This is a genomic window from Streptomyces sp. NPDC048270 (assembly GCF_040652335.1).
GTDB lineage: Bacteria > Actinomycetota > Actinomycetes > Streptomycetales > Streptomycetaceae > Streptomyces.
Window position 1 is genome coordinate 15,762 of sequence record NZ_JBEZLV010000016.1, and the last position, 15,584, is coordinate 31,345.

16 protein-coding genes are annotated in these 15,584 nt (G+C 71.0%); 3 read left to right on the forward strand and 13 right to left on the reverse strand.

The features are described from left to right. Window positions 1-137: 137 nt before the first annotated feature. The 6 genes from AB0D66_RS16360 to AB0D66_RS16385 all read right to left on the reverse strand — a co-directional run bounded on the left by AB0D66_RS16360 (window position 138) and on the right by AB0D66_RS16385 (window position 4,365). Window positions 138-1,541, reverse strand: a complete 1,404-nt coding sequence (locus AB0D66_RS16360; RefSeq protein ID WP_362302878.1) for an 8-oxoguanine deaminase — start codon at window positions 1,539-1,541, stop codon at window positions 138-140. A 191-nt stretch (window positions 1,542-1,732) separates the two neighbouring features. Beyond that, entirely contained in the window at window positions 1,733-2,656 is a 924-nt protein-coding gene (gene pucL / locus AB0D66_RS16365) for a factor-independent urate hydroxylase (protein WP_362302881.1), read from the reverse strand. A gap of 1 nt (window position 2,657) precedes the next feature. Then, window positions 2,658-3,047: a hydroxyisourate hydrolase gene (gene uraH / locus AB0D66_RS16370; RefSeq protein WP_069922566.1), complete on the reverse strand. Its 390-nt coding sequence runs from the start codon at window positions 3,045-3,047 to the stop codon at window positions 2,658-2,660. A 2-nt stretch (window positions 3,048-3,049) separates the two neighbouring features. Then, a complete protein-coding gene (gene uraD, locus AB0D66_RS16375) occupies window positions 3,050-3,568 on the reverse strand; it encodes a 2-oxo-4-hydroxy-4-carboxy-5-ureidoimidazoline decarboxylase (RefSeq protein ID WP_362302886.1) in 519 nt (172 codons plus the stop codon). Between the two features lie 165 nt (window positions 3,569-3,733). Beyond that, on the reverse strand, window positions 3,734-4,117 hold the full coding sequence (locus tag AB0D66_RS16380; RefSeq protein ID WP_362302889.1) for a helix-turn-helix domain-containing protein: 384 nt from the start codon (window positions 4,115-4,117) through the stop codon (window positions 3,734-3,736). Continuing rightward, window positions 4,114-4,365, reverse strand: a complete 252-nt coding sequence (locus tag AB0D66_RS16385) for a thiamine-binding protein (protein ID WP_079154403.1) — start codon at window positions 4,363-4,365, stop codon at window positions 4,114-4,116. Before AB0D66_RS16385 ends, AB0D66_RS16380 begins: the two co-directional genes overlap by 4 nt. Window positions 4,366-4,491: 126 nt before the next feature. Here AB0D66_RS16385 and AB0D66_RS16390 point away from each other — a divergent pair, with 126 nt between their 5' ends. The 3 genes from AB0D66_RS16390 (at window position 4,492) to AB0D66_RS16400 (ending at window position 7,958) form a co-directional block, all read left to right on the forward strand. Next, the gene (locus tag AB0D66_RS16390) at window positions 4,492-5,325 is read left to right on the forward strand and encodes a TIM barrel protein (RefSeq protein ID WP_362302893.1); all 834 of its coding nucleotides are present in this window, start codon (window positions 4,492-4,494) and stop codon (window positions 5,323-5,325) included. 75 nt (window positions 5,326-5,400) lie between these two features. Then, window positions 5,401-6,291, forward strand: coding sequence for a 2-hydroxy-3-oxopropionate reductase (locus tag AB0D66_RS16395; RefSeq protein ID WP_362302896.1), 891 nt, complete (start codon window positions 5,401-5,403; stop codon window positions 6,289-6,291). Between the two features lie 209 nt (window positions 6,292-6,500). Continuing rightward, window positions 6,501-7,958, forward strand: coding sequence for a catalase (locus tag AB0D66_RS16400; RefSeq protein WP_362303177.1), 1,458 nt, complete (start codon window positions 6,501-6,503; stop codon window positions 7,956-7,958). Between the two features lie 452 nt (window positions 7,959-8,410). Here the strand turns inward: AB0D66_RS16400 and AB0D66_RS16405 are convergent, their stop codons facing one another. The 7 genes from AB0D66_RS16405 to AB0D66_RS16435 are packed head-to-tail and all read right to left on the reverse strand — an operon-like array spanning window position 8,411 to window position 15,563. Beyond that, window positions 8,411-9,166 carry an ATP-binding cassette domain-containing protein gene (locus AB0D66_RS16405; RefSeq protein WP_362302899.1) on the reverse strand — a complete coding sequence of 252 codons (756 nt, stop codon included), beginning with the start codon at window positions 9,164-9,166 and terminating at the stop codon, window positions 8,411-8,413. Then, window positions 9,163-10,137: an ABC transporter ATP-binding protein gene (locus AB0D66_RS16410; protein ID WP_362302901.1), complete on the reverse strand. Its 975-nt coding sequence runs from the start codon at window positions 10,135-10,137 to the stop codon at window positions 9,163-9,165. The genes AB0D66_RS16405 and AB0D66_RS16410 overlap by 4 nt, the downstream gene beginning before the upstream one ends. Continuing rightward, entirely contained in the window at window positions 10,134-10,994 is an 861-nt protein-coding gene (locus tag AB0D66_RS16415; RefSeq protein WP_362302904.1) for an ABC transporter permease, read from the reverse strand. Before AB0D66_RS16415 ends, AB0D66_RS16410 begins: the two co-directional genes overlap by 4 nt. Then, window positions 10,991-11,968, reverse strand: a complete 978-nt coding sequence (locus AB0D66_RS16420) for an ABC transporter permease (protein WP_362302907.1) — start codon at window positions 11,966-11,968, stop codon at window positions 10,991-10,993. The genes AB0D66_RS16415 and AB0D66_RS16420 overlap by 4 nt, the downstream gene beginning before the upstream one ends. Then, complete coding sequence (locus tag AB0D66_RS16425; protein WP_362302909.1) at window positions 11,965-13,596, reverse strand: ABC transporter substrate-binding protein; 1,632 nt, start codon at window positions 13,594-13,596, stop codon at window positions 11,965-11,967. The genes AB0D66_RS16420 and AB0D66_RS16425 overlap by 4 nt, the downstream gene beginning before the upstream one ends. Window positions 13,597-13,605: 9 nt before the next feature. Next, complete coding sequence (locus AB0D66_RS16430) at window positions 13,606-14,544, reverse strand: nitrilase-related carbon-nitrogen hydrolase (protein WP_362302912.1); 939 nt, start codon at window positions 14,542-14,544, stop codon at window positions 13,606-13,608. Further along, on the reverse strand, window positions 14,541-15,563 hold the full coding sequence (locus AB0D66_RS16435) for an agmatine deiminase family protein (protein WP_362302915.1): 1,023 nt from the start codon (window positions 15,561-15,563) through the stop codon (window positions 14,541-14,543). Before AB0D66_RS16435 ends, AB0D66_RS16430 begins: the two co-directional genes overlap by 4 nt. Window positions 15,564-15,584: the final 21 nt, after the last annotated feature.

Sequence of the window (15,584 nt, forward strand, 5' to 3'; positions counted from 1 at the left end):
GGGGGCGCCTTCGGATGTCCTCAGGCGCTTCCCGGGAACGGCTGCCGCGGACCCCGCTCGGGTCCGCGGCCGCCGGCCGGGGGCCGTCCCCCCCGGCCGGACTCTTGGAGCACCTCCCAGCGGTGGCTGGGGGAGGATCAGGCCTGCGCGGAGATCCGCGCGAGGCGCTGGGCCTCTTCCCGCGTGGACACCGCGATGGCGTCCTCGTCGGCGAAGAGCAGTCGGTTGTTCTCGACGATCTGCTTGCCGTTGACGAACGAGGCCGTCACCGGGGCCGCGGCGCCGAAGACCAGCGCGGTGACCGGGTCGGCGATCGAGGAGTGCAGGAAGGTGCTCAGGTTCCACATCACGAAGTCGGCGCACTTGCCGACCTCCAGCGAGCCGATGTTGTCGGCGCGGCCGAGGACCTGGGCGCCGCCGTACGTACCCAGGCGCAGGGCCTGGCGCGCGTTCAGGGCGCGCTCGCGGTGGACCGGGTTCAGGCGGTTGATCAGGAGCGCGTTGCGCAGCTCGGTGTGCAGCTCGCCGGACTCGTTGGAGGCGGTGCCGTCCACGCCGAGGCCGACCGGGACGCCGGCGGCGAGCATGTCCGGGACGCGGGCGATGCCGGCGGCCAGACGGGCGTTGGAGGACGGGCAGTGCGCGACACCGGTCTTGGTGCGGGCGAACGCGGCGATGTCGGAGTCGTTCATGTGGACGCTGTGCGCCATCCACACGTCCTCGCCGAGCCAGCCGGTCGACTCGAAGTAGTCGGTCGGGCCCATGCCGAACAGTTCCTTGCAGAACTGCTCTTCCTCGACCGTCTCGGAGCCGTGCGTGTGCATGCGCACACCCAGGCGGCGGGCCAGCTCGGCGCCCTGCTTCAGCAGCTCGGTGGAGACCGAGAACGGGGAGCAGGGGGCGACGGCGACCTGCGTCATCGAGTCGAAGGAGGCGTCGTGGTGCTTCTTGACGGTCGCCTCGGTGTCGGCGAGCGCACCCTCGAGGGTCTCGACGGCGTGGTCCGGGGGCAGGCCGCCGTCCTTCTCGCTGCGGTCCATCGAGCCGCGGGCGAGGGTGAAGCGGACGCCCATCTCGGACGCGGCGCGGATGATCGAGCCGGAGAGGTCGCCGGAGCCCTTGGGGAACACGTAGTGGTGGTCCATGGCGGTGGTGACGCCGCCCTTGGCCATCGCGGCGAGGGAGCCCTGCGCGGCCGTGTACGTCATCTGCTCGTCGATGCGCGCCCACGTCGGGTACAGCGCGACGAGCCAGTTGAAGAGGTTGTGGTCGGTGGCCAGACCGCGCGTGATCCACTGGTAGAAGTGGTGGTGGGTGTTGACCAGGCCGGGGGTGACGAGGTGACCCGTGCCGTCGATGCGGCGGACCACGTTCTCAAGGTTCTCGGGGGCTTTGCCCGCACCGATCGACTCGATCTTGTTGCCTGCGACGACCACGTGGCCCGAGGCGTACTCGGTGTCGTTCGCGTCGACGGTCGCGATCGCACAGTTCTCGATGACGATGCGCTCGACCGCGCTGTCAAGGGCTGCCGATGCTGCCATGGGACTTCCTCGTGCTTTCAGTGGCGGTGCGGGCACGGCAAGGCCCAGGAGATTTGAGTGCCGGAGCCGGGGGCCTTGACAGCTGACAGTACTGCCGCCCCGCGTGATGCGTCCGGGTGCCGATTCACGAAGCTGAAGGTGTGTCGCGCGGTCCCGGGGCCACTGCGGAGCCCCGGGACGCGCGTGCCGCGTCAGAGGTTGGTCATGTCCACGGGGATGCGGGCGTCAACGCCGTCCCGGAGAACAGTGGCCTCGATCAGACCGTACGGGCGGTCAGCGGCGAAGTAGACCTCGTTGTCGTTCTTGAGGCCGAACGGCTCAAGGTCGACGAGGAAGTGGTGCTTGTTCGGGAGCGAGAAGCGGACCTCGTCGATCTCCGAACGGTGGTTGATGATGCGCGAACCCATCTGGTACAGGGTCTGCTGCAGCGACAGGGAGTAGGTCTCCGCGAAGGCCTGGAGCATGTGCTTCCTGGTCTCGGCGTAGGACTTCTCCCAGTTGGGCATCCGCTGCTCGTCGTCCGACCAGTTGAAGCGCCAGCGAGCCGACACCTGGGTGGCCAGGATCCGGTCGTAGGCCTCCTTCAGCGTCGTGTACTTGTCCTTCACGTAACCCCAGAACTCGGAGTTCGTGGAGTTCATGACGACGAGGTCCTTGAGGCCGGAGATGACCTCCCAGTTCTTGCCGTCGTACGTGATCTGGGTGACCCGGGTCTCCTGGCCCTCGCGGACGAAGGAGTGGTTCACCTCGTCGGCGCCGATGAACTTGGAGTTGGCGTCCGAGGTGGCGATCCGGGACCAGGAGTACTCCTCGATCCGGATGCGCGCCTTCTGGATCGGCTCCTGGCTGTTCACGAACCAGCGCGCCAGGTGGATGCCGAACTGCTCGGCGGACTCGATGCCGTACTCCTTGGCGAACGCGTACACCGTGTTCTTGGTGGTGTCCGTCGGCAGGACGTTGGCGTTCGAGCCGGAGTAGTGGACGTCGTCCATGTCGCCCGACAGGGCGACCGAGACGTTCAGGTCCTTGATGTGGTGGGTGTCGCCGTCCCGCGTGATCTTGACGACGCGGTTCTCTGCCTTGCCGTACTGGTTCTGGCCCAGAATCGTGGCCATGCTAGCTCCCTCGGTAAACGGAGTAGCCGAACGGGTTGAGCAGCAGCGGTACGTGGTAATGCTCGCCCGGGTTCACCGCGAAGGTGATGGTGACCTCGGGGAAGAACGTAGCGCTGTCCCTTACGCGGGGGGCGTCCTGCTGCGCCTCGGCTTGCTTCTTGGAGAAGTACGTCTCGGTCTCGAAGTCGAGACGTACGTGGGTGGTGCCCTCCGGCAGCGCCGGCAGGTCCTTGCAACGCCCGTCGGCGTCGGTGGCGGAGCCGCCCAGGGCCGCCCACTCGCCGTCGAGCCCGGTACGGGCCGACAGGGAGATGGCGACGCCCTCGGCGGGCTTGCCGATGCTGGTGTCCAGGATGTGCGTGGACACCGACGCGGTGGTCGCGGTGCTCATGGTCACTCTCCTTCTTCTGCGAGTTCGGCGAGGCGGGTCAGCCGGATGTTGTTGATCTTGACGAGCTCACCGCGGGCGATCTCTCGCTCCTGCTCCGGCGAGTTGCCGATCCGGACCTTGACCGCGTCCCGCATGAACGCACCGGTCGCACCGGTCGCACAGATGAGGAAGACGTGGCCGAACTTCTCCTGGTAGGCCAGGTTCAGCTCGAGGAGCTCGTTCTTGAGCTCCTCCGAGGCACCGGCCATGCCACGCTGCTCGCGGGCGGAGGTCGGGTCTCCCGGCTTCGGCCGGCCGATCGGCGCGTGGCCTCCCATCGCTTCGCCCAGGTCCGCCGCGGTGAGCTCCGCCATGGCGGCCTCGTTGGCGGCGAACAGGGACTCGGCACTGGCGAAGGGTCGCTGGGCGAGCAGTTTGCCCACCCATGCCGAACTGGCGCACACCTCGTGCAGCTCGGCCGAGGCCGCGCTGTCGTCCAAGGCGTTGAACCGGGTGAGACCCGGGGTCGGACTCGAAGTCACGGTAGGCCTCCGTGGCCTGTTGTTGCTTGACGGGCTGCGCATAGCTAACGCCCTCGACAACACGGCGTCAACACTTTGTTGAAACTTCGCGTACACAAAAGCCGCCGCCCGGATGAATTGGGCGACGGCTCGTCACTGTGGGTCAGACCGCGTTCACGCTTGGCTTCACTCTTGGGCGGCTTTGTTGGGATTTTCCCGGTTCAGATAGTTGTAAACCGTGAAGCGGCTTACGCCCAGGGCGGCCGCGACCGTTTCCACGCCGTGCCGCACGGAGAAGGCGCCCCGCGCCTCCAGTATCCGCACCACGTCCTGCTTGGCCTTGCGGTCCAGCCGGGCCAACGGTACGCCGTGCCGGCGCTCCAGCGCCGCCAGGATGTGGTCCAGGGAATCCGAGAGCTGGGGCAGGCGCACCGCGAGCAGGTCCTGCCCCTCCCAGCTGAGCACGACGTCGTCGGGCTGGGCCAGGGCGGGATCCATCAGCTCGCCCCCCATCGCGTCGACCAGCGGCTTGACCGCGGTGACGAAGGGGTGGTCGCGGGGCTCGGTCATGGCGTGTCCTCCCCGAGGACGTTGACCTGGAGCGAGACCCGCGTCGCTCCGGCCTCCAGGGAATCGCGCAGCAGCGCGCCCACCGCGGCCAGCACCCGGTCGGCCTCGCCTTCCGCGGTATTGCCGAACGGGCCGACGTCCACCGCGTCCAGCTGGGCCTTCTGGATGACCTCGCGAGCGGCCACGGCATGGGCAGGGGCCTCTTCGAGGTCGAAGGGCTCGGTCGTGAACTCCACTCTCAATCGCACGCTCGCCAAGCTACCCGGCACTCAGGACTTTTCGGGAGCCCGTACTTGACAGCCGCGCGAACCTCCATGCAGTCTTCCATCAAGCAGAAACTAACTTCCGCAATACGGAAGGAGCGCACACCCCTCATGGGATACACGGACCAGCGCTTCGATGTAAACCTGTCGATCCTCTTCACGGAACTCCCGCTTCTGGAGCGTCCCGCGGCTGCCGCCGCGGCGGGCTTCACGGCGGTCGAGCTGTGGTGGCCCTGGATCGAGACCCCCACCCCCGCACAGGAGGAGCTCGACGCCCTCAAGAAGGCTCTTGAGGACGCCGGCACCCAGCTGGTGGGCCTGAACTTCTACGCCGGCCGGCTGCCGGGTCCGGACCGCGGTGCGGTCTCGGTCCCCGGTGAGGAGTCGGAGCGCTTCAACGCCAACATCAACGTGGCCGCGGACTTCGCGGCCTCGGTCGGCTGCAAGGCGCTGAACGCCCTCTACGGCAACCGCGTCGAAGGCGTGGACCCGGCGGTCCAGGACGAGCTCGCGCTCGAGAACCTGGTCGTGGCGGCCCGGGCCGCCGACCGCGTCGGCGCGATCCTCCTGATCGAGACCCTCAACAAGCCCGAGTCGCCGCTCTACCCGCTGGTGAGCGCCCCGGCCGGCATCGAGGTAGTGGACAAAGTCAACGAGGCCACCGGCCTCGGGAACGCCAAGTTCCTGCTCGACCTGTACCACCTGGCGATGAACGATGAGGACCTCTCCGAGGTCATCGAAAAGTACGCCGCCAAGACCGGGCACGTCCAGATCGCGGACAAGCCCGGACGCGGTGCCCCCGGCACCGGCGAGCTGCCCCTCGAGGAGCTGCTCGACCAGCTGAAGAAGGCCGGATACGAGGGCTACGTAGGCCTGGAGTACAAGGCCGCCGACGCTGCCGCGTCCTTCGCATGGCTGCCGGCCGGGGCCCGCGCCGCGCAGTAGGCGGACAAAGTCCGGGCGATCAGCCAGGCACCTCACGCACTTTTCGTACAAAGCATTAAGAGAAGGACCCTCATCATGAGCAACCTCCCCAAGATCGCCTGGATCGGCCTCGGAATCATGGGCTCCCCCATGGCCGAGAACCTCCTGAAGGCCGGCTACCCGGTCACCGGCTTCACCCTGGAGCAGGACAAGCTGGAGCGTCTGGCCGCCGCCGGCGGCGCCGCGGCCGGCTCGATCGCTGAGGCCGTCAAGGACGCCGACGTCATCATCACGATGGTGCCCGCCTCCCCGCAGGTCGAGGCCATCTCCTACGGTGAGAACGGCATCCTCGAGAACGCGAAGTCCGGCGCGCTGATCATCGACATGTCGTCGATCACCCCGCAGACCTCGATCGACCTCGCGAAGAACGCTGCCGAGAAGGGCATCCGCGTCATCGACGCCCCGGTGTCCGGCGGCGAGGCCGGCGCCATCGAGGCCGTACTGTCGATCATGGTGGGCGGCGAGCAGGCCGACTTCGACGCGGCCCTGCCGATCCTCGAGGCGCTGGGCAAGACCATCGTGCTCTGCGGCCCGCACGGCTCCGGCCAGACGGTCAAGGCCGCCAACCAGCTCATCGTCGCGGTGAACATCCAGGCGTGCGCCGAGGCCGTCGTCTTCCTCGAGAAGTCCGGCGTGAACCTCCAGGCCGCCCTGGACGTCCTCAACGGCGGTCTGGCCGGCTCCACGGTCCTGACCCGCAAGAAGGACAACTTCCTGAACCGCGACTTCAAGCCCGGTTTCCGGATCGACCTGCACCACAAGGACATGGGCATCGTCACCGACGCCGCCCGCAACGTCGGTGCCGCCCTTCCGGTCGGCGCGGTCGTCGCCCAGCTGGTCGCCTCGCTGCGCGCCCAGGGCGACGGCGGCCTGGACCACTCCGCCCTGCTGCGCGCCGTCGAGCGCCTCTCCGGCTCGCAGGTCTGAGGCCCTCCCCCGCTCACCCGGGGGACCTGAGTTTCCGGATGGCGCCGGTGCTGACACCTGTCCTGTCGCGCCCAAGTGCCGGCGCCGTCCGGATCACCTCTCTTCAACTTCGTTCAACAAACTGTTGACGTTTAGTTCTCGCCGAAATTAGGCTGTTCCGCATGACGGAAGACGCTTTCCGTCAGCAGTTACCCGTACGGAAGGTCACCATGTCGAAGCGCACGCTGACGACCGAGTCCGGCGCCCCGGTCGCCGACAATCAGAACTCCGCCACCGCCGGCGTCGGTGGCCCGCTCCTGGTCCAGGACCAGCAGCTGCTCGAGAAGCTTGCCCGCTTCAACCGGGAGCGCATCCCGGAGCGCGTGGTGCACGCCCGCGGCTCGGCCGCGTACGGCTACTTCGAGGTGACCGACGACGTCACCGCGTACACCAGCGCCGCGTTCCTGAACACGGTCGGCAAGAAGACCGAGACCTTCCTGCGGTTCTCCACCGTCGCGGACTCCCTCGGCGGCGCGGACGCGGTCCGCGACCCGCGCGGCTTCGCGCTGAAGTTCTACACCGAAGAGGGCAACTACGACCTCGTCGGCAACAACACCCCGGTGTTCTTCATCAAGGACCCGATCAAGTTCCCCGACTTCATCCACTCCCAGAAGCGCGACCCCTTCACGGGCAAGCAGGAGCCGGACAACGTCTGGGACTTCTGGGCGCACGCCCCCGAGGCGACGCACCAGATCACCTGGCTGATGGGTGACCGCGGCATCCCGGCGTCCTACCGCCACATGAACGGCTACGGCTCGCACACCTACCAGTGGACGAACGAGCAGGGCGAGGCCTTCTTCGTCAAGTACCACTTCAAGACGAACCAGGGCATCCGCTGCCTGTCCTCCGAGCAGGCCGCCGAGGTCGTCGGCAGCGACGGCAACTCGCACCAGACCGACCTGCTCCAGGCCATCGAGCGCGGCGTGAACCCCTCGTGGACCCTGTACGTGCAGGTCATGCCGGCCGCCGAGGCCGCGGACTACCGCTTCAACCCGTTCGACCTCACCAAGGTGTGGCCGCACAGCGACTACCCGCTGCAGCGCGTGGGCCGCCTGGTCCTCGACCGCAACCCGGACAACGTCTTCGCCGAGGTCGAGCAGTCCGCCTTCTCCCCGAACAACTTCGTCCCGGGCATCACCGCCTCGCCGGACAAGATGCTCCAGGGCCGCCTCTTCGCGTACGCCGACGCCCAGCGCTACCGCCTCGGTGTGAACCACACCCTGCTGCCGGTCAACGCCCCGAAGGCGACCACCGCCCAGAACTACGGCCGCGACGGCGTCATGGCGCTGCGCAACGGCTCGCGCCACGACAAGAACTACGAGCCCAACTCGTACCAGGGCCCGGTCGAGACCGGTCTGGCGCTCGGCGCCCCGAAGGCCGTCTCCGGCTACACGGGCACCCACGAGGCCCCGGCCCACACCAAGGACGACGACTTCTTCCAGGCCGGTGAGCTCTACCGCCTGATGTCGGAGGCCGAGAAGCAGCGCCTGGTGGCGAACATCGCCGGCGGTCTGTCTCAGGTCACCCTGGAAGACGTCATCGAGAAGAACCTGGCTCACTTCCACGCCGCCGACGCCGACTACGGCAAGCGCGTCGAGGAGGCCGTCCGCGCCCTGCGCGACGCCTGAGCCGAACAGCTGTACCGGGGGCCTGACGGGAGGTCAGGCCCCGGGTGCTGAGCCCGACCCGCGGACCCGGATGAGGGGTGGTACGCGGTGAGGGCGGACTGCGCCAGCCCGTGCGGCTGGCGCCGCGTGAGGACCGTGGCGAGCGTGCGAGCCAGTGCGGTGGTAATGGGTTCCGAGGCCCGTCTCTTGACCTGAGGGAGACGGTGCCGGAGTTCTCGTCGCCCGCCCGCCACGGTCCCAGCCGCATCCTCCTCTCCCGTACAGGGGCCACGCACAGAGCCCTTGTACGGGACGGGGAGCCTCCACACTCCGCCCGGCGGTGCGAACGTCCTGTCGCGCCAGCCTCGCTCCGTCGGGCGGTCACAACCAGAGCGCCGAGTCACGGACGGTCCCGTGACTCGGCGCTTTGCCGTTCCCGCCGGCCGCCGGTCGGCCGCAGACCGGGCGCCCCCTCACCGCCCGCGCGGTACGGAGTCCCGCAGCAGGCGGGTGTACTCGTGCCCGGGGGCCGAGAGCACCGAGGCCGTCGGGCCCGTCTCCACGACCCGGCCCGCCCGCATCACGACGAGGTCGTCCGTCACCGCCCGTACGACGCCCAGGTCGTGCGTGATGAAGAGGTACGCCACCTCCGTGGCCGCCCGGATCTCGGCCAGCAGGTTCAGGATCTGGGCCTGCACCGAGACGTCCAGGGCCGCCACCGCCTCGTCCAGCACGAGGACGGCCGGCTCCACGGCCAGGGCCCGGGCGATGGCCACGCGCTGGCGCTGTCCGCCGGAGAGCTCGCGGGGCCGGGACGCCGACTCCCGCTCCCCCAGGCCCACCCGGTCCAGCAGTTCGCGGACCCGCGGGCGCGGATCGCGTCCGGGGAAGTGCAGCCGCAGGGTCTCCCGGAGCACCTCGCCGGCCGTCACCCTGGGGTCCAGCGAGAGCAGCGGGTCCTGGAAGACCAGCTGGACCTCCCGGGCCCGGCGCAGGCGCGCGGCCCGGCCCTTCGCGGCCGGCTCGCGCACCCGGCCCCGTACGAGGACCTCGCCCGCGTCGGCGCGCTCCAGGCCCGTCACGATCCGGGCCGTGGTGGTCTTGCCGGAGCCGGAGCCGCCGACGATCCCCAGCGACCCGCCCGCCGGGACGCTGAAGGACACCCCTTCCACCGCGCTCACCTCGGCGTACCTGCGGTACAGCCCGCGGACTTCCAGTGCGGCGGTCATGACGGCAGCTCCGCGTGGTGGCAGGCAGCGCCCGCGCGCGGAGCCGGGATCTCCCGGTCGCACAGGCCGGTGGCGCGGGGGCAACGGGGGGCGAACGCGCAGCCGGTGACGGCGGTGCGCAGGTCTGGGGGGCGGCCCGGGAGGGCGGGCAGCGGGCCGGGTGGGGAGTCGTGGCGGGGCGCGGCGTCGAGCAGCGCCCTCGTATAGGGGTGGCGGGGGTGTGCGAAGAGGGCGGCGGCCGGGCCGGTTTCGACGATCCGGCCCGCGTACATGACGTACACCCGGTCGCTGATGGCGGCGGCGAGCTCCAGGTCGTGGGTGACGAAGAGCAGGCCGCAGCCCTCGCGTGCGCGCAGGCGCGCGAGCAGGGCGATGATCTCGGCCTGGGTGACGGTGTCGAGGGCGGTGGTGGGTTCGTCGGCGAGCAGGAGCCGCGGGCCCGGCAGCAGGGCGGCGGCGATCATGACGCGCTGGAGCATGCCTCCGGAGAGTTCGTGGGGGTACTGGCGCAGGACGCGGGCCGGGAGGCCCACCGCGTCGAGGAGCCCGGGCAGCCCGTCGGCGCGCGCGGTGCCGCGGACGGTCTCGGTGAGGAAGTCGCCGATCCTGCGCAGCGGGTTCATCGCGGACCGGGGGTCCTGGAAGATCATGGAGGCGGTGGTGGAGCGCAGGGCCCGCAGCCGGTCCGCGTCGAGGGCCAGGACGTCCTGTCCGGTCACCCGGACCGCGCCGGAGACCTCCGCGCCGGGCGGCAGCAGGCCGAGCGCCGCCCGGGCGGTGAGGGACTTGCCGGAGCCCGACTCCCCCACCAGGGCGACGGTCTCGCCTGAGCGGACCGTCAGGTTCACTCCGGCGAGGACGGGCCGGGCGTGGCCGGGCAGGGCGAGCCGGAGGTCCGCCGCCTCCAGTACGGGGTCGGGCGCGGAGTCGGTCGGGAGTTCGTGGACGGGGTGGTTCACGGGGGCGTTCACGTGGTTCTCCCTGCGACCCGGTCGGCGAGGCGCTCCCCGACGACGTTGAAGGCGACGACGGTGAAGACCACCGCGAGGCAGGGGGCGAGCGCGGAGAGCGGGGCCCCTTCGAGGATGGCGGCCTGGCCGTCGTTGATCATGGCTCCCCAGTCGGGGGTGAGGGGCGGGACGCCGAGGCCGAGGAAGGACAGGGCGGCCAGGTCCAGCAGGGCGTATCCGAAGGTGACGGTGGCCTGCGCGAGGACCACGGGGGCGATGTTCGGCACCAGGTGGCGCAGGCAGATCCACGGGCCGGAGAAGCCCTGGACCCGGTAGGCGGCCAGGTAGGGCTTGCCCGCCTCGGCCAGGGCGAGGCTGCGGGCGAGCCGGCTGACGAAGGGCGTGTAGGCGAGGGAGAGCGCGATCACGGGGGCGATCAGACCGCGGCCGTACAGGGAGACCAGCAGCATCGCGAGGAGCAGGCCGGGGAAGGCGAGCAGCAGTTCGCTGGTGCGGGAGAGCAGGGTGTCGAGCGCGCCGCCGCGCCAGGCCGCGGCGACTCCGATCACCACGCCGAGCACGGTGGACAGGGCGACGACGCAGAGCGGCCCGAGGAGGGAGGTGCGGGCTCCGGCGATCAGCCGGGAGAGGGTGTCGCGGCCGCCGATGTCCCCGCCGAGGAGCAGGTCGGCCGAGGGGTTGGCCAGGGAGGCGCCGAAGTCGACGGCGTTCGGGTCGTGCGGGGCGAGCCAGGGCGCGGCGAGGGCGACCAGTACGACGAGGGCGGCGAAGGCGAGGCAGGCGCGGTGCAGCCGGGAGCCCTGGGCGCGCGGTCCCTTGCGGGCCGTGGCGGCCGGCCGGAGCAGGAGGGCGGTCATGTGGTGCTCCTCGCGCCGAGGCGGACCCGGGGGTCGATGAGGGGGTGGACCAGGTCGACGGCGAGGTTGACCAGGACGAAGAGGGCGATGGTCAGCAGCGAGATGGCCTGGACGACGGGGAAGTCCTTCACGGTCACGGACTTCGCGAGGAACTCGCCGAGCCCGCCGAGGCCGAAGGCGGACTCCACGAGGATCGTGCAGACCATCAGCCCGGAGAGGGTGAGCCCGGCCTGGGTGAGGACGGGGCCGAGCGCACCGCGCAGCACGTGGCGGCGGACCAGGGTGCGCTCGGGGACGCCCCGGCTGCGGGCGACGGTCACGTGGTCGAGGGCGAACTGTTCCAGCAGGGCGGCTCTGGCCACCCGGGCCAGGACCCCGACGAAGGGGAGCGCCAGGGCGACGGCCGGCAGGGCGAGGTGGTGGAGCGTGTCGAGGAAGCCGTCGCCGCTGCCGAGGACGGGGAACCAGCCGAGCCGCACGGAGAAGAGCGACAGGAGCAGGATCGCGGCGATGAAGGACGGGGTGGCCACGGCGGCGGAGGTGGCGACCAGGACGGCCTGGTCGGTGCGGCCGCCGCGGACGGCGCCCAGCAGGCCGAGCAGCAGTCCGCCGACGAGCACCAGGGAGGCTGATATTCCGATCAGTGCGAGGGTGACGGGGACGCGTGCGGCCACCAGGTCCAGGACGTCGCTGCGGTACTGGACGGAGGTGCCGAGGTCTCCGGTGACGGCTCCGCCCAGCCACTTCGCGTACTGGACGAGGAAGGGGTCGTCGAGGTGGTACTGCTCGCGGATCGCGGCCAGCGCCTGGGGGTTGGCCCCGCGGCCGCCGAGCAGGAAGGTCTCGGGGCGGCCGGGGGCGAGGCGGACGGAGGCGTAGACGAGGAAGGAGGCGGCGAGCAGGGTGGCGAGGAGTTCGCCGAACCGTCTGAGCAGGAAGCGGATCACACCCGGGGCTCCGCCGGTGCCGGTCACGGTGCCCCCACTTCGGCCGCCCAGGGGGCGTACATGTACGAGATCGTCGTCGGGGCGCCGGTGATGCGCCGGCCCAGGTAGACGCTGCCGGGGTATTCGGCGACCGGCAGGCACAGGGCCTCGTCCGCGGCCAGCCGGGCGAGCCCCGCGGTGAGCACGCCGCGCCTGGCCGGGTCGTACTCGGCGCTCGCCCGGTCGGCGAGGGCGTCGTAGGCGGGTGAGCTGTAGCCCGCGTAGTTCTCGAACTGGCCGGTGCGGAAGTTGGCGTACATGCTCAGCGGGTCGGTGACGGAGAGGTAGTAGGTGTAGGGGAAGAGGTCGAACCCCTTGCGGGCCTCGGGGTCGGAGAACAGTGCGGTGAAGGCGTCGGGGGCGACCGTGCGGATCTCGACGTCGAGTCCGATGCGGCGGCCGGCGTCCTGCACGGCGGTGGCGAGGAGCGCCACGTCGGGTCCCAGCGGGCTGGAGGCGACGGTGACCTTGCGGCCGCGTGCGCCCGCTTCGTCGATCAGGCGTTTCGCCTGGTCCAGGTCCCGTTGTACGGGGGGCAGGGCGGCGAGCCGGTCGGCCACCTGCTCGGGCGGCACGCCGCGCCAGGTCTCTTTGGCGACGAGCGAGCTGGTGGGGGTGGCGGCGCCGCGCATGGCTCCCTTGGCGAAGCCCTCGCGGTCGAGGGCGAGCATCAGGGCGCGGCGGACCCGGACGTCGGCGAGGGTGCCGCCGAGGTCGGCGACGGCGAGGTTGACGGTGGTGAGGCCCTCGCCGGAGTAGAGGCGGCCGGTGTCGGCGGCGCGCAGCCGGGACATGGACTCCGGGGGGACCGCGAAGGAGCCGTCGACCTCGCCGGTGAGCAGGGCGTTGGTGCGGGCGGCGGAGTCGGGGAGGAAGACGAAGGTGACGCGGCCGGCCTTGGCCCGTGCGCCGCGGTAGCCGTCGAAGCGGTCCAGGCGCAGGGAGGCGCCCTGTTCCCACTCCCCCAGCCGGTAGGGGCCGGTGCAGTCCAGTCCGCCGTCGGCGGTGCCGAAGGCCTTGCCCTGTTCCTCCATGGCGGCGGCCCGGGCCACGGTGCCCGCGGAGTTGGCCATGGCCTGGGGGAACAGCGCGTCGGGGGTGGTGAGGCGGACGGTGACCTGCAGCGGGCCGGTCTTCTCCACGGACTCGACGTTCCTGAAGTCCTCGACCCAGTAGGAGCCGAGCTCCGGGTCCAGATGGCGGTTCAGGCTGGCGACGGCGTCGTCGGCGGTGAGGGTGGCACCGCTGTGGAAGCGCACGTCCGGGCGCAGGTCGTAGACCCAGGTGGTGGGGTCGGTCTGGGTGGCCTTCTCGGCGAGCCCGGGTTCGAGGGTGAGCTGCGGGGTCCACCGCATCAGGGATTCGCAGACGTTGGCGAGGACGGTGTTCTGCGGGTAGTCGAAGGCGTAGAGGTAGTCGAGGACGGGCGGTTCGGCGTAGAGGGCCCAGGTGAATCCGTCGATGTCGCCGCGGGCGGGAGGGGTCGCGGCGGAGAGCCGGAGGGCGGCGGGGCCGGCGCCGCCGGCCGGGGCCGCGCAGCCCGCGCCCGTGAGCATCAGGGCGAGGGCCGCGGCGGCCGGGCCGGCCAGGCGGCGTCTGCGGGAGGGGATCGGCATGCACGCTCCCTACGGGGTGAGGGGTTCGGTGAGCTGCCCGTACAGCTCGGGGCGGCGGGTCTGCATCAGGCCGAACTCCAGCCAGTCGCGGCGCTGGTCGAGGTCGAGGTCGGCGACGAGGACGGCGGGCCGGTCGCGCGGGGCCCGCAGCATGACCCGGCCGTAGGGGTCGGAGATGAAGGAGGAGCCGTAGAAGGTGGCGCCGCCCTCGGTGCCCACGCGGTTGGGCACGATCATGAAGAGCGCGTTGGCGAGGCCGTTGGCGGAGATGGCGTGCTCCCACAGGGGGCGGGTGTCGAAGTCCGGCAGGTCCACCTCGGAGCCGATGGCGGTGGGGTGGACGAGGACCTCGGCGCCGTGCAGGCCGTAGGCGCGGGCGAGTTCGGGGAACCACTCGTCCCAGCAGGTGGGGAAGCCGAAGCGGACGCCCTGGTGGGCGACGACCGGGAAACCGCTGTCGCCGGGCCGGAAGCACAGGTCCTCGCGGTAGCCGGGGAAGGCGGGGATGTGGTTCTTGCGGGTCCGGGCGATCAGCTTGCCGTCCGGGTCCACGCAGACGGCCGTGTTGTAGCCGAGGCCGCCGTCCTCGGCGCGCTCGTAGAGCGAGGCGTGCACGGTGATGCCGAGCCCGGTGGCGAGTTCGGCGGCCAGGCGGACGGTGGGACCGTCCTCCAGGTCCTCGAGGTGGCGGGCGGCGCCGTGTGCCATCGGGTCGTCGGTGGTGCAGAAGTAGGGGCTGCGGGTGAGTTCGGGGAGGCAGACCATCGTGGCGCCTTCCGCGGCGGCCGTCGCGACACCCTCGCGCAGCCGGTCGTCGTGCTCGTGCGCGTCGGCGTACCAGCGCATCTGGACCAGCCCGACGCGCAGCGGGGGCCGTTCGGCGGGCTCCGTGCGGGCCGGGGAGCCGAGCGGGGAGCCGTAGGAGGTGAGGAGTTCGTACGAGGTCATGCGCGGGCCGCCTTCGGGAGTTGCTGGGTGATGCAGTGGATCCCGCCGCCGCCGTAGGCGAGGACCGGGGTCGGTACGCCGACGACCTTGCGGCCGGGGAGGGCGGCGGCGAGGACGGCGAGGGCCTCGGCGTCGCTCGCTGAGTCGGGGTCGCCGCCGATGGGGACCACGCAACCGCCGTTGGGGAGGTAGAAGTTGAGGTAGCCGACCTCGACGGGGGTGCCCGCGACCTCGCCGTGGGTGGTCTGCGGGAGGGGGACGATCTCCAGGGCGCGGCCCCGGGCGTCGGTGGAGGCCTCCAGGACGGCGAGGTTGGCGCGCATCCGGGCGTGGTCGGGGTGGCCGGGGTCCTCGGGGAGGGAGACGACCACCTTGGCCGGGCCGACGAAGGCGGCGACCCCGTCCACGTGGCCGTCGGTCTCGGTGTCCTCCAGTCCGCCGTAGGGCAGCCAGATGACCTTCTCGACGCCGAGTCGGCGCTTGAGCTCGTCCTCGATCCCGGCGCGGTCCATCCGCGGGTTGCGGTTGGGGTGCAGCAGGCACTGCTCGGTGGTGATGAGGGTGCCCTCGCCGTCGACGGTGATCGCGCCGCCTTCGAGGATCATCGAGGAGTGGACGCGGGGGGTGCCGAGCCGGTCCAGGAGGAGCGCGGCGAGCTTGTCGTCGGCGGCCCAGGGGTAGTGCTTCTCGCCCCAGGCGTTGAAGCGGAAGTCGACGCCGACGCGGTGGCCGTGCTCGTCGTGGGCGAAGATCGGGCCGGAGTCGCGCAGCCAGGAGTCGTCGGCGGGCAGCTCGACGACCTCGATGTCGGCGTCCGCCCCGCAGGCCTCGGCGGCCTCCGCGGCGCCGCCGGGTGCGGCGATCATGATGACGGGCTCGAAGTCGGCGATGGCGCGGGCGACGGCCGCGTACTCGCGTTTGGCCGCCTCGAAGGCCGGCCCCCACAGCTCGGCCCGGGTCGGCCAGACCATCAGACAGGCGTCGTGTTCGGCCCACTCGGCGGGCATGGTCGGACTCACGGGGGGCTCCCTCGGTGCGGC